Source organism: Acetobacterium sp. (assembly GCF_039830195.1).
In the GTDB taxonomy this organism is placed as follows: domain Bacteria; phylum Bacillota; class Clostridia; order Eubacteriales; family Eubacteriaceae; genus Acetobacterium.
In genome coordinates, this window is the sequence record NZ_JBDODG010000006.1 from 252,027 (window position 1) to 266,895 (window position 14,869).

The window sequence follows — 14,869 nt, forward strand, 5'->3', positions numbered from 1 at the left end:
CTATTTACCAGCGTTGATCAGATCAATTTCGGCGGTAATGGCTTCGTAGACGCCGGGGTAGACGCTGCCGGGGCCGCCCTGGGTGATGCAGGGGATGTAGTAATGCTTGCCACAACGGGCCACGGCCTTGCGGACTTCGGCGCCAACACTTTCCGGGGTCCAGTTTTCATCATCAATCAGGGAGTTGTCAATGTCGCCCATGAAGGAGATCTGGCCGCCGTACTGTTTAATCAGTTCCGGCACATTATTGTTCGAAATACAGCCTTGCCAGATATCAATCCCCATTTCAATCATCAGGGGGACCAGATTGGCGGCAAAGGAATCGCTGTGATGGACCACCAGCTCGACGCCGTTGGCTTTATAGAAGCCGTAGATTTTTTTATAGGCGGGAACGATAAATTCGGCAAACATCTCCGGCGCCATAAACGAATTCAGGGAGCTGCCCCAGTCGTCATGATGGAAGAGACAATCCGGTTTGTAATATTTGATCAGTTCGGCGGCATAGGCCAGCTCATATTCGACGATGTAGTCAATCAGGGCATGCATTTCTTCCGGTTCTTCATAGAAGCCCATCAGACAATCTTCCATCCCCATTAAATGATGGCATTGTTCAAAGACGCCGGGAGCGACAAAAACCGTGGCAAACACTTCATTGCGGTCAATCGCTTCGATGGCGGGTAAAAAAGGTGCCCAGGCTTCAGCGGGCAGGTCGGTTTTCGGGGCTTTGACGACGTCCCGCCATTTGGTGATATCCTGGAGGACCTTGTGTTCCTTATCATGTAAGGGAAAAGCGCCGGGGGTGCCAGCTGGCCAGGCAAAGGTAATGCCCCAGGCATTCTTGGCCGGTTCGCCACCAGGCATCGGGAAGGCGCCCTGGCCGGTAATCGGATCGCCCATGATCATTCCGTAAATCGCATCGGTACAGACAAAGGCCTCGTACTGATTGACAAAGCGGTCCGGATTGCCACCTTTAATCGTTTCCAATAGGTTCTGTCGTTTCGTTAGCATAAAATCATTTCCTCCTATAAATTTAGTAGCGTTACACAATTTAAATACGTATATATTTGTAAAAACAATTATATCACCAGTTTTGTCAGAATACAAGCATTACTTAACCGGTTAAATTTATATTTTTGACGACGTTATCATCGGCGCTCTGACGGGATTCTAAAAAAGACCCAGATCATCATGGGTTACCTGATAATTCGGGGCTTTATCGTATTATTCTGTTATTTTAAATATAATTAAGAAAGTTTCACAATCTTGCTTGCATGACCAGAGGCGTTTTTTTAAGCATCGACGCTGCTTTTCGCGGTGTTGCTATTTTTTTCGATGACCTCGTCGATGAATACCATCACCAGGTCCGGATCAAACTGACTGCCGGCATGGCGTTGCAGCTCGGCAATGGCCGCCGACTCGGCCATCGCCGGACGGTAGGAGCGGTCCTGGGTCATCGCATCGTAGGCATCGACAATCGCCAGAATTCGCGCCAGCAAGGGGATTTCCTCGCCTTTGAGGCCCTGCGGATAGCCGTTGCCGTCCCAGCGTTCATGGTGACAGAGAATATATTCGGCGATCTTGCGCAGTTCCGGTACGGTCTGGGCGATCCGATAGCCGACCTCGGGATGTTTTTTGATTTCCGCCCATTCGGCCTCGGTCAGGGGGGTATTTTTTTTGAGCAGCTTGCTGTCGATACTGATTTTGCCGATATCATGCAGGGTCGCCACCAGCTCCAGCGACACCAGCTCCTCCTGATCCAGCCCCAGCACCTGGCCCAGTTGCTTGGCCAGATCAGCCATCCGTTCGGCGTGGGCTTCGGTTTCGTTGCTTTTTTCAAACAGCGTGGTCTTAATCGAATTCAGCACCGCCGAATGAAAGCTTTTGTATTCCAGCAGCTTTTTCCGGTACATTGATTCCTCGGCCAGCTTAAATACTTTTTCCAGGGATTCATGTTCGTTGCACTTGGTCGCAAAACCCAGCGAGATACTGGTGATAATCACTTCATTGTCCAGCTTGTAGCCGGCTTCACAGGCGCTTTTGAGCTTTTCAACCAGGGCCCCGGCTGCGCCATAGCTGGTCTGGGGCAGCAGCATCACAAACTCATCGCCGCCGGTGCGGACCAGCACATCTTGGGGCCGGGCACAATCGGCCATGATCTTAGCAATGCTGATCAGCAGTTTGTCCCCCTCGATGTGGCCAAAGGCGTCGTTGATCAGCTTAAGCCCGTTGATATCGCCGATGACCAGCGACAGCGGCAGATAGTCGGGGTGATCCAGCCGCTTCCGTTCGGCTTCGTAATAGCTGCGGTTATGGAGCCCGGTGAGGGCGTCGTGCTGGCCCAGATAGAGGATCTCGGCTTCATCGCGCTTGCGGTCGGTAATATCGCGGCTGATCCCGATCAGGCCCAGGTTCTGACCGTCGCGGCCATAGTAAGGGGTTTTCAGGGTTTCCAGATAGACTTGCCGGCCATCGGGATAAGTGACCAGTTCCTCGTTGCGGCGGGACTTTTTTTCACGCATCATGATCTCATCCATGGTCCGAAACAGGGTCGCCGCTTCTGGATCAAAGAGATCAAAGTCGGTCAGGCCCACCAATTCATCGATGGTTTTACCGGCAAACGCTTCAAAAGCTTTGTTGCAACCTAAATAAACGCTTTGTTGATCCTTATAAAAAACCAGATCCGGGATCGAGTCTAGTAGCGACCGCAACAGCGATTCTCTGTTCTGGAATTCATAATAGAGCTGTTTATAGTTTTCCCGGCTTTCCCGCAGGTCTTTTTCAGCTTCCCGATTTCGCAGGCCCTGAAGCATCACCAGGCACAGCAGCAGCGTCCCCAGCGGATAGATCACCAGCACCGGCAGGGTGATTGCCTGGAGCACCACTGGACCCTGGGAGTTCGGCAGCGTCAGCATGTCGGCCAGCATCACGAGATGGACCAGCAGGCCAAACAGGTACAGCTCGGGCCAGACCTGAGCGGATTTTTTGACGATCTTAGGAAGCCGGTAGCGATACCAGAGCAGCCCGATTGCCGCGGAGGTCACCGTCACCAGCACCCCGGTCAGGGCCCCGGCGCCACCGATATAAAAACGGTAGGCCGAGATTAGCAGGGTCGCGATGATCGTCGGCAGATAGCCCAGAAACAGGCCGGAAACGCTGATCAGAATCGAGCGGGTATCAAAAATAATGCCGTTGGTAAAGCTGACGGTGTTGATCATCAAGAGGATCCCCACCCCGCCGAGGAACAGGCCAAGGACTGCCTCCAGCCACTTTTTGCGGCGGTCGAGGTGGATCAGAAACAGATTGTAAACAATGCTGATCGACAGCAGCAGGGCGGTATTAAATAACAGGTCCGTGATCAATTGGGACGACATGATGGTCTCACCTCTTTTCGGGACGAGCGGCGGGGGCCGGAGGTTGGTTCAAGGCGCCCCCTCGCAGCCGCTGTTTGGTAGTTATTATACCCGCTTTTGCTGGTTTAATCCATCGGATTTGCGGGACCGCGAGACGATCAAAAAAGGCAACGCCAGTTTTTACCAATGGCCTGCGGATTTACCGTAATTGGTGATGAGCGGCGTTGCCAGGCCCGCCTGGCGCAGCCCGGCGGCAATTTTTTCTGCCAGTTTGGCCGTTGAATGATTCAGCGAGTAATAAACAATTAAACACGAATTCATGATAAAAACCTCCTTATTCTGGCAGAGTACCCGAATGTTGGGGGTTTAAACAGGGTTTAAGGCTACTTAATTTCGATGTGCAGTTCTTTGCCTAAACTTTTTGTAACCTTGACCAGGAAATCAAGGGTGGGATTATAGGTCCCGCTTTCAAAACGTGAAATATTTGATTTCTGAGTACCTACCCGCAAGGCCAGTTCTTCCTGGGTCATATGTTGGGTGTTTCGGGCTTCTATAAATTGTGAGATCACTTGATAACGCGGCTGTAACTTTTCATATTCCAGTCTGAATTCTTCATCCATCATTAATTGTTCTTTTATCGCTTCAAATTTTACCCCTGGCTTACTCATTTCTACACCTTCTTTCGTAATCTGCTTAGTATTTTCGCGCTCTTTCCAATTCCCGCTCCGGCGTTATCGTTATAGTTGATCCGGCACTGACCGTCTTTGATATCCTTTTAAAATTTGGTAAAATAGCAGACCATAAAAGGCCAGCATAAAACTGGGATTCCCGGGACCGGTGTACATGCCTAACATAAAAATCTGATTGATCAGCTGCTGGTTCATCGTAAACACAAAATTACTATTAAAATAAATCGGATAGCTCAGCAAAATCATCAGGGCATACAGCACCCCCAGAAGGTTTCCGATCAAGATTGCTTTGCTGTTGAATTTTCTGACGCCGAATACCAAAACAAATACCCCGGCGCCAAGTAACAGTTTAAACCCAATCGGAAGTATAAAGACCGATAAGTTGTGATAAACCATACTGGCATCGGGTCCAAATGTGATTTCATTCCGGGCCAAAAATTTTGTCTGGTTTAAGAGCCAGGGATATAGGGTCAGGTATAAAACCGGGAGCACCCAAATTAAAATGGTATAGCCCCACTGCATTACTTTGTTTTTATTGGTGCGCTGTTGTTGGTTAATGTCCATGATCCACTCCTTCATTCTATACATCAATACCTGAATCAAATGTCATCACCAGGGATCGCGATTCGCCATTTGTCTGGGACAGATGGCCCGAGAAGATGGTTTTACTATGAACGAACCCGTTCACCCGAAGGAACCAGGGACTGGGTGCGATTCTTTCTGTTTGATAACTATTTGCCGCGGTTTCCAGATTCCACAATACCTGCTCATTGACGGCACCATTTTCCACCCCGATACCGTTGATAATTTGGTATCCTAAAACAGCATCTGTCAGGCGGACCGTTGGATCGGTCATTTCCCAATTCACATAAACACCATCAATCCGGATGACTTGATAAATTCCGGAATCCCCCATCGAATAGCGCATCCCCAACACGACTGAAATCACATTCTTTTCATCCGCCAGAGGACTGCTGTATATTGTCCCATAACCACTTTGGTCGACATTTTCTGGCAGGGCAATTGTGATTTCCTGAAAATACTGCTTCTCACCGGTATTTTCATTGAAGTAAATAAGTTCCGTATCAGCGCTTTGCACCACCTGTTGTTTGTCGTTTTGTGAATTGAATTCGATTGCTTCGCCGGTCTCGGCATTGGCGATAACGCCCTGCCATTCCATCAGCTCCAGTAGATTAGGGTCTGCTTGTCCCTGAACATCAAGCCCTGCTTTACTATTTTCTCTGGCTATGATTCCCGATGGCAACAAGCCGCAAATTAGAACCATCAATATGACCAGGCAAGTTTTGATTTTTTTGGATTTCATTAATGTATCTTCCCATCTTTATAAATTTTTGGGGGGATGGTGATTTTTAGTCATTTTTAGTATTTCCTAAAAACTTTGAATAAATGAGTGCCGAAGGGGATATTTTATTCAACATATGTGGCGGGAGGTCTTATTGCCATGAGGTTCAAAACGACCCCATGACATATTACCTTCATTTACACTGTATCAATTCTCAATCAATTTCTTTTTAAACAAAGCAAATTCTTCATCTGTAATGAAACCATCAATTTTTATCTTGATCAATTTTTCCAATTGATCAATGATATTGCTGCCAGAACTCGTGTTGCTTTCGCTATTGAGCACAATCGCTTCAATTTTACGGACAATTTCCTGAAGCCTTTTAATTGTTTTATTTATATTAATGGCTTCATCTAAACCGGAACAAAACTTTGTATATAAAGCACTGTCAAAAGTTTTGTTTAACGCCTTAATTTCTTGTCGATACTTTTCCAAATTTACAGAGAAAATATTTCTTTCACAAACCAGATCATAAACCTTTCCCATTTCACAGGGGGTATATGTTCCATTTGATGCGCCGTATTCTTTGACGGTATTCGCGATGACATCAAAATAGTTTTCTTTTATCGTATCCGTAAAAATCCCATCTGTCACATTTACAACCATTTCCCTACTTAGCTGACTCTGCGCATCGTAATTCTGAAGCTTCTCAATTAAGAATTTAATCACAGGATATTTATCATTGCCCGTAAAAATGATCATTTCACAGCTATTATGGGCGGTTATGGAACTGGTCTGGGTAACTTCACTCCCCGATAATCCCCCAATAATCGCACCTGCTTCCCCAGCAATGAGACCGCCAATGATACTGCGTGTGATAACTCCGGTTTTAGATGAAGTTGCTTCTGTAATGGTACTTGAATCAATCTCAAGTTTGGCTTTTTTGATGTCTTTAAACGGAATTACATCATATTCAAAAATATTTACTTCCTCTGATTTGCAGTAAGCATCATAAATTCCAGGATTTGAAAAGTAATAAATCATGCACTGTGCGTGATTGTCAAATGCTAATCCACTTATAGGTGCCATATCATAGAATTTTATGCCATCAAGATTCTTCTCGTCTTTTTTTAAATTACTGTCAATAATTTCAATGCCAAAAGTGAACTTGAATCCTTGTTTCGCAATTTCCTGTTTAAGTGCATTGATCTTTTTTGAGTACCATAAGGAATACGTCAAAATTTTTTCCGTTGCCTTTTCCATTTTTAACTTGAGTTCTTTTTCTTCGAGTTCTCTTTTCTGATCTGTTGGTGAAAAATAACCTGCCACGAATAACCTCCATAAGTATTTTAAAATTTACAGCGTTTTACTTTGCCTGTTTAGGCTTATTGTTTACACTTTAATTATTGAATATAATACCAATAATTCCGCAAATTCAGACAAACTGAATCTGAGGGTTGGCTTCATCAGTATTAATACCCCACCGCTGTTACGCCATATTCAGCTTGGTCACTGGTAAAACCTTCATAGATCAATTGATCAATTAGGCCTGAACGCGAGAATGATGTATACGCTAAATACTCTTTAGCTTTTTTCGCTGCCTGGGCATTCCAATCGGCACCACAATTATCGGCCCCATAGGTTGCATCTTCATCAGAATAGCCTTCATATTGCAATTGACCAATTAAGCCATCATGCGAAAAGGCGGTATAATTTAAATACGCTTTGGCTTTTGCCAAGGCGTTTTTCTGCCCCATTGTTTGTTTTGGTTTCGCTGCTTCCGCGGCAGCTTTGTCAGCTGCTGCTTGATCGGCCGCTGCTTTATCCGCTGCGGCTTTGTCGGCTGCCGCTTTGTCCGCCGCTGCTTTATCGGCTACGGCTTTGTCGGCCGCTGCTTTGTCCGCTGCTGCTTGATCGGCTGTTGCTTTATCAGCCGCTGCTTTATCGGCTACCGCTTTGTCGGCTGCCGCTTGTTCCATCGTTATTTTTTCAGATGTTCCCTGTTTATTGGTCGGGGTGGATGACGTGGCAGCCGCTGAACTGGTCCCGGTGATGGCAACGCCAGTAATAAATAAACAGAGGCATCCCCCCAGGACGATAAAGGGTATTTTTAACGGCATTTTGCGAACACCAAAAACGATCAGCACCACCATTGTGGCGATCAGACCGACCAGACCGATCATTCCCAAAAACATCCCCAGGGATGAAGAAGAGCCTAAAATCAGGGCGATAAAACTTGCGCCCAGGACGATAAACGGTATTTTTAACGGTTTTCTCTGAATGCCGAAAATAATTAAAATAATGACACTGACAATAATACCTAATAACCCCATCGCTGCCCAAAATAGAAACATTTCATTTTCCCCCTAAATATTTAAATTCATTCCATCGCTTTCATAAGTAATTTGCCAAGTTGAACGAGTAGTGGGAAGGTTCAGAAAAGCGCGCTCTGCTGGCCACGCTTTTTCAGAACCTTCCCTAATTCCATTTATGCTGCTATTTTTTCACAAATGCCTGTTCCGTTTTCCCCGGTGCAGCCGCATCCTTCGGCACAACCATGATTTTGATGGCTTCCAGGCGATAACCGAAGCCTTCAGTTCCGGCACTGGCGCCATTTTTGGCCCAATCAAGCCAGCCAAAATTCTGGGCGTGGACCTGATAATAGATATCATAGTCGGCGGCAGCAGTGCCGGTCAGGTTAATTTGTATGGCCTCCAACCGCAATGATTTTCCGGTGGTCCCGCTGGCGGTGCCATTGCTGACAAAATCCTGCCAGCCGAGGTTCTCGACATGGGTCTTATACTGCACTCCCAGGTTATCGGCGCCATTGGCGGTAATTTCAATCCCTTCCAGTCGTAAGGATTGGGCAAAGGTACCGCTGGTTTCGCCATTTTTGACAAACCCCTGCCAGCCGATATTCTGGACATGGGTCTGGTAGCTGATCGTAATGTCTGGCGGGGCCAGGGTGTCGGTATCGGTGATGACATATTTTGAGGCGTGTTCAAACGAGAAACTCACCTTGCCGTCCGTAACCACGGCCTCATCCTGATAGACCAGTTTTTTGAGTTCTTCATTATAGTAATAGCGATACACCGTCTTGCCGTTTAAAGCGGGGTCAACCTGATAGGTCAATTGCCCGACAAAGGGCAGCGCACCATTATGGCTGATTTCGATTTGCAGCACATCGTCGCCGCCGGACAATTCGCCCAGGGCGGGATCGTCGAAGGTTTTGACACTTAAATCATAGGCTGCCGTAGCGCCGGACAGTTCATCAATGCTTTTGCCGTTGATCGACCATGAATAATTTTCAAATTCAAAAACGACATTGACATCTTTGCCTCTGGCCGTTTCCAGAATCGAGGTCGGCACCGGTTCGTCATTTTTCACCGGCACCGCAACGCTGGCACCAGCCTGAGCTTTTCCGATATCGGCAATGGCTTGTTGGTCATCAATATTGGTGTCCGGGGTTGGTTCGGGGGCTGGTGGTGGCGCCGGGGGGCCGGATGGGCCAGCCGGTGGCGCTGCTGGTGCGGTGATTACCTTGTAATCGGCGATGCTTTTGGACACTGTTTTGCCGCTATCATCCTGGATCTCGACGCCCAGGGTATAGGTTCCGGCGCTGCTGGGTTTAAAGATCGCCGTGTTGGCCAGTGATGCCGGCTGGATAATCGTGGCATCGCCGCCCTGGGTATAAAAGAACTGGTACTGATAGGGTGCGGTACCGTCGGCGCCGATGGCAGTAAGCCGGATCTCGGTGTTGACGACCTGTCCCGAGGCTTTATCGGCCGTAAAACTCTGAACATTGAAGTCGGCAATAAACGGGATCTGATTATCTTTGGCATAGGTTTCAGCCGCCGAACCGCGGGCGCCGTAGATGGTTAATAATGGACAACTTTCGAATGCTCTAAAACTGATATTGGTTACCGTATCTGGTATAATGACTTTTATAAGTTTCGGACAACTTCGAAAAGACCACGTTTCCAGACTTGTAACGTTATCTGGAATGATAATTGCGGTTAAACTTTGACAACCATCAAAAACGTTGTACCCGATTGTTGTTACGCCATCGGGGAGCTTGATAGTGTTTAGGCTGGAGCAATAACTGAAAGTACCACCACTCATGGTCGTAATCGTATCTGGCAGGCTGATACTAATCAGGCTTGTACAACCTCTGAAAGCACCAAAACCAATGCTGGTAATCCCTTCCTGTGAGCTGACCACGCTTAATTTCGGGCAATCACTGAAGGTATTATCCCCGATACTGAGCAGGCTTTTCGGCAGACTGATACTGCCTAACCGGGAACAGTTGCTAAACGACCCATTCCCGATACTGGAGAGGCCTTCCGTAAAATTAACCGTATTCAAGCGGAGGCAATTATTGAAGGCATTATCACCAATGCTCAAAACGCTTTCCGGCAGACTGATCAGGACTAAATTTTCACACGATTGAAAAGCGCCATTGCCGATACTGGTAACCCCAGTTGGGATGCTGATGCTGTTCAAACTGTTGCAGCCGCTAAAGGTATTCGCATTGATGATGTTAACCGCGGCGGGAATATTGACCTTTTGCAGATTGTTGCAATTTACGAAGGCACTTTCACCAATGGCGGTGACGCTTTCGGGAATCGTCATGCTGATGAGCTGCGAGCAGCCGGCGAAGGCGTTATGGCCGATGGCAACCAGATCCACCGGTAAAGTGACATTGGCTAAGTTCTTGGGACAGCGGACCAGGGTGGTTCCAGCTTTGTCAAAAAGCATCCCGTCATGACTGCTATAATTGGGATTATCAGCCGCGACATTGATTGTTGTCAGACTTTGGCAATTATCAAAAGCCTTAGCATCAATGCTGGTAATGGTTTTCGGCAGATTGATGCTAGTTAAGGAATAACAGCCGTTTAAAAGCTGACTGCTGATGGTCGTCATCCCGGCCGGAATGACCAGGCTGATGAAGCCTGTGCCTAAGAAAGCATCATTTCCAATACTGGAAACACCATCTGGTAAAGCAATACTATTTAAATTATTGCAATATAAAAACGCCGCTTCCCCGATACTGGTAACACTGGCCGGAATACTGATGCTGTTTAAACTGCCGCAGTTTTCAAAGCTCCAGCTACCAATCCGAAGGAGACCTTCGGGCAGGCTGATGGTGGCCAGACCGGTGCAGTTGGAAAAGGCCCCATCGCCAATTTCCAGGACTTTTTCACCGCCGAGAGTGGCAGGGATGGCGATCTCGGTGCCACTGCCGGTATAGCGGGTAATCCGCACGCCACCGGCAATGGCCGCCGTCTCAAAGCCTTCTTCGGTTGCCGCCGGGATGACCTTAAAGTCACTGATACTGCGGGCGGCCGTTTTGCCGGACCCATCTTTGATCTCAACCCATAGGGTATAGAGGCCGGCCACAGTGGGCTTAAAGGTGGCGGTAGCAGTGGTTGAAAAATTCTGAATCGTGGTGGTGTCTGCGCCCAGCTGGTAATAGAATTTATATTCATACGGCGTGGTGCCGTCAGCCCCTGCGGCGGAAAGCAGGATTTCGGTGTCAACTGTTTGACCGGAGGTTTTGTCGGCGGTAAAGCTGCTGACGGTGAAGAAAGCCGAACCAATAAAGGGGATGCTGTTATTATTGGCATAGGTCTGGGCATAAGATCCTATTGTGCCATAAATATTTATCAAAGGACAATTCCCAAATGCACCATAACTGATCGTTGTTACCGTATCAGGAATAACTGCGGTGGAAAGTAAAGTACATCTAGCAAATGCGTAGTTACCAATACTTCTGACACTCGTTTCTATGTTAATACTACTTAAGTTTGTACAATTATTAAACGTACTGTCTTCAATTATATCTAATCCTTTTGGAATATTGATACTGCTAAGGCTGGTACAACTATCAAAAGCATTCGAACCAATCGTTTTTATAGTATCTGGAAGTGTTAACTGGCTTAATCCGTTGCAATAATAAAAAGCTCCGCTACCAATATTTGTAATTCCTTCAAACAAAATGACATCGCTCATTCTTGTACAATAACTAAAGGCATAATTTCCGATGCTTTGAAGGCTTTTTGGCAGACTGATACTGCCTAACCGGGTGCAGTTACTGAAAGCACTATCCCCAATACTTGAGACGCCCTCCAATAGATTGACATTGTTTAATTTAGTACAATTACTAAAAGCGTTATCACCAATGCTTATTATGCTTTCAGGTAGACTGAGCGTAATCAGATTTTCACACGATTGAAACGCGCCATTACCAATACTGATTACCCCAGTTGGAATGCTGATACTATTCAAACGACGGCAGCCGCTAAAGGTATTAGCATTGATGGTTTTAACCACTATAGGGATATTGACACTCTGTAAATTTTCACAACTTATGAAGGCGCTTTCGCCGATGGCGGTTACGCTTTCGGGAATCATCAGTCTGGTAAGCTGTGAACAGCCGGCAAAAGCGTTATTGCCAACGGCAGCCAGATCCGCCGGTAAAGTGACACTGGCTAAGCCCTTGGGACAGCGGACTAGGGTGGTTCCGGCTTTGTCAAAAAGAATCCCGTCATGACTGCTAAAATTGGGATTATCGGCCGCAACATTGATTGCCGTCAGACTTTGACAATTATCAAAAGCTGTAGCATTAATGCTGGTGATGGTTTTTGGCAGGCTGATGCTGGTCAAACTGTTATACCTATAATAATAATTATTATTGTTGCCAAAAAGCTGACTACTGATGGATGTCATCCCGGCCGGTATGACCAGACAGGTGATCCCAGTGCCCAAGAAAGCATCATTCCCCAGGCTGGAAACGCTATCTGGCAAAGCAATATTATTTAAATTGTGGCAGGCTAAAAACGCCTCTTCCCCGATACTGGTAACACTGGCCGGAATACTGATACTGTTTAAACTGCCGCAGTTTTCAAAGCTCCAGCTGCCAATCCGCAGGAGACCTTCGGGCAGGCTGATGGTGGCCAGACTGGTGCAGTTGGAAAAAGCCCCGTCTCCAATTTCCAGGACTTTTTCACCGCCGAGAGTGGCGGGGATGGCGACCTCGGTGCCACTACCGGTATAGCGGGTAATCCGCACGCCACCCTCAATGGCCGCCGTCTCAAAGCCTTCTTCCGTGGCTGCCGGGATCACCTTAAAGTCACTAATACTGCGGGAAACCGTTTTGCCGGCCTTATCCTTGATATCAACCCAAAGGGTATAGAGGCCGGGCACGGTGGGCTTGAAGGTGGCGCTGGCAGTGGCTGACAAATTTTGAATCGTGGTGGTGTCGGCGCCCAGCTGGTAATAGAATTCATATTCATAAGGCGTGGTGCCGTCTGCCCCCGCGGCGGTGAGCAAAATTTCGGTGTCGACTGTTTGACCGGAGGCTTTGTCGGTGGTAAAGCTGCTGACGGTGAAGGCGGCTGAACCAATAAAGGAGATGCTGTGAGCAGCGGCATAGGTCTGGGCTGGGGAACCTGTCACCCCATAAATCGTCACCTTCGGACTTTCTTTAAAGGCTTCCCCACCAATGTCAGTGACACTGTCAGGAATGGTCACTGCGGTCAGGCTTTCGCAATTGTAAAAGGCATGATAGCCGATGGTGGTGGCTCCCTGGGGGAGTTCGATACGGGTCAGGCTGATGCAGTTGGCAAAAGCGACATCGCTGATTTCCAGGACTTTTTCACCGCCGATTGTTGCAGGGATGGTGACCTCGGCGGCGTTGCCGATGTAACGGGTAATACCCACCCCACCCTCAATGACCGCCGTCACAAAGCCGTCGGCGGTGGCTGCCGGAAGCACCTCAAAGTCACTGATACTGCGGGAGGCCGTTTTGCCGGCCTTATCTTTGACGTCAACCCACAGAGTATAGAGGCCGGCAACGGTGGGCTTAAAGGTGGCGGTAGCGGTGGTTGAAAAATTCTGGATTGTGGTGGTGTCGGCGCCCAGCTGGTAATAAAATTTATATTCATACGGCGTGGTGCCGTCGGCCCCTGCGGCTGTCAGTAGGATTTCAGTGTCCACCGTTTGACCGGAGGTTTTGTCACTGGTAAAACTGCTGACGGTGAAGGCGGCTGAACCAATAAAGGGAATGCTGTTATTATTGGCATAGGTCTGAGCCGCGGAGCCATTGCCCCCATAAATCGTCACCTTCGGACTTTCTTTAAAGGCTTCCCCACCAATGGCGGTAACACTATCCGGAATGGTCACCGCGGTCAGGCTTTCGCAATTGGTGAAAGCCCCAGACCCGATGGTGGTGGCTCCCTGGGGGAGTTCGATACGGGTCAGACTGATGCAGTTGGCAAAAGCAGAATTGTTGATGTTTTTCAGACTTTTAGGGAGATCGATGGTAGGTAGTTTGACGCAGTAATTAAAAGCTGCGTTTCCTATGCTGGTCAGGCTGTTGGGTAGGTTAATGGTTGTTAAGGCGTAGCATTGATCAAACGCGTTATTCTCGATACGAGTGAGTCCTTCGGGCAGGGTAACACTTGCCAGGCTCTCGCAGTTAGCGAAGGTAAAACTGGCGATAGACGTAATTCCATTAGGAATCGTGATACTGGACAGTTTTCGGCAGTAAGAGAATGCATTTCTACCGATACTGATCGTATTTTCAGATAGGGTAATCGTTGTTAAGTTCGAACAATTATTAAAAGCATATTCGCCGATATCGGCAATACTTGGCAGATTAACGCTTGTTAATTGACAAGTTGAAAATGAAAAATTGCCGATGCTCGTTACATTTGGTAAATCAATACTCGTTAATCCATAGCAATAACTAAAAGCAGAATCCTCCATTCTTTCGGCCTTGGGCAAGCTAATACTTGACAAGCCACTACAAGAATAAAAAGCCCGATCACCAACACTAATAACCCCAGGCATACTAACACTCTTTAACCTGGAACAATTATAAAACGCCTGATCCCCCACCGACTGCACACTTTCCGGCACGGTAATCGTCGTTAAATTACTGCAGCCGGAAAAGGCCTGGAAGCTGATGCTGGTAACCCCGGCCGGGATCGTGACCGTTGTTAAGCTGGTGCAACTGGCAAAGGCCCGGATATCAATTTTTAGCACTGGTTTTTCGTCCAGGGTCGCCGGGATCGTGACAGTACCGCCGCTGCCAGTATATTTGGTAATGCTGACCCCGCCGTCAATCGCACTGTACTCATAATCTCCGGCGACGGTGCTGGTCGCCAGGACTTCGCTGTCCGGCTGTGCTGGCATTTCCGGATTAAGCTGCTCCGTTGTTTTAAATTCAATTAAATTATTATTCGCAGCGCTGCTTGCCGGTTGAACTATGGCGGTATTATCAGCGCTTAATTCCTCAGCCAGAACATTGCCCGGCACCCCACTGATAAGCATCAAACCCACAATAAAGAGACTCATCTTTCGTTGCACCCCATTTTTACGTCGACTTTTCATAATATTTTTCCATCCCCCGATCAAAATATTTATCATATAATTTAATACATGTCTTTAAATCAACATATATTAAATATTTCTTTATTTTTGATTATACGCTTCAGATTAATCCCTGACAATAGAAAAGTAAA

At 47.5% G+C, this 14,869-nt stretch carries 9 protein-coding genes; all 9 read right to left on the minus strand.

The window, feature by feature from the left end; all coding sequences use genetic code 11:
• Window positions 1–1,008 (minus strand): uroporphyrinogen decarboxylase family protein, encoded by a 1,008-nt coding sequence (locus ABGU93_RS02345; protein ID WP_347411899.1) that lies wholly within the window; start codon window positions 1,006–1,008, stop codon window positions 1–3.
• A gap of 281 nt (window positions 1,009–1,289) precedes the next feature.
• Entirely contained in the window at window positions 1,290–3,371 is a 2,082-nt protein-coding gene (locus tag ABGU93_RS02350; protein WP_347411900.1) for an HD domain-containing phosphohydrolase, read from the minus strand.
• 159 nt (window positions 3,372–3,530) lie between these two features.
• Window positions 3,531–3,671, minus strand: coding sequence for a hypothetical protein (locus ABGU93_RS02355; protein WP_347411901.1), 141 nt, complete (start codon window positions 3,669–3,671; stop codon window positions 3,531–3,533).
• Window positions 3,672–3,733: 62 nt separating this feature from the next.
• Window positions 3,734–4,018 (minus strand): helix-turn-helix transcriptional regulator, encoded by a 285-nt coding sequence (locus tag ABGU93_RS02360; protein ID WP_347411902.1) that lies wholly within the window; start codon window positions 4,016–4,018, stop codon window positions 3,734–3,736.
• A gap of 69 nt (window positions 4,019–4,087) precedes the next feature.
• Window positions 4,088–4,603, minus strand: a complete 516-nt coding sequence (locus ABGU93_RS02365; RefSeq protein ID WP_347411903.1) for a hypothetical protein — start codon at window positions 4,601–4,603, stop codon at window positions 4,088–4,090.
• Window positions 4,604–4,619: 16 nt separating this feature from the next.
• Entirely contained in the window at window positions 4,620–5,363 is a 744-nt protein-coding gene (locus ABGU93_RS02370) for a hypothetical protein (RefSeq protein ID WP_347411904.1), read from the minus strand.
• Between the two features lie 186 nt (window positions 5,364–5,549).
• Window positions 5,550–6,671, minus strand: a complete 1,122-nt coding sequence (locus ABGU93_RS02375) for a hypothetical protein (RefSeq protein ID WP_347411905.1) — start codon at window positions 6,669–6,671, stop codon at window positions 5,550–5,552.
• 143 nt (window positions 6,672–6,814) lie between these two features.
• Window positions 6,815–7,696 (minus strand): Ltp family lipoprotein, encoded by an 882-nt coding sequence (locus tag ABGU93_RS02380; protein ID WP_347411906.1) that lies wholly within the window; start codon window positions 7,694–7,696, stop codon window positions 6,815–6,817.
• A gap of 142 nt (window positions 7,697–7,838) precedes the next feature.
• Window positions 7,839–14,738 carry a leucine-rich repeat protein gene (locus tag ABGU93_RS02385; RefSeq protein WP_347411907.1) on the minus strand — a complete coding sequence of 2,300 codons (6,900 nt, stop codon included), beginning with the start codon at window positions 14,736–14,738 and terminating at the stop codon, window positions 7,839–7,841.
• Between the last annotated feature and the right edge of the window lie 131 nt (window positions 14,739–14,869).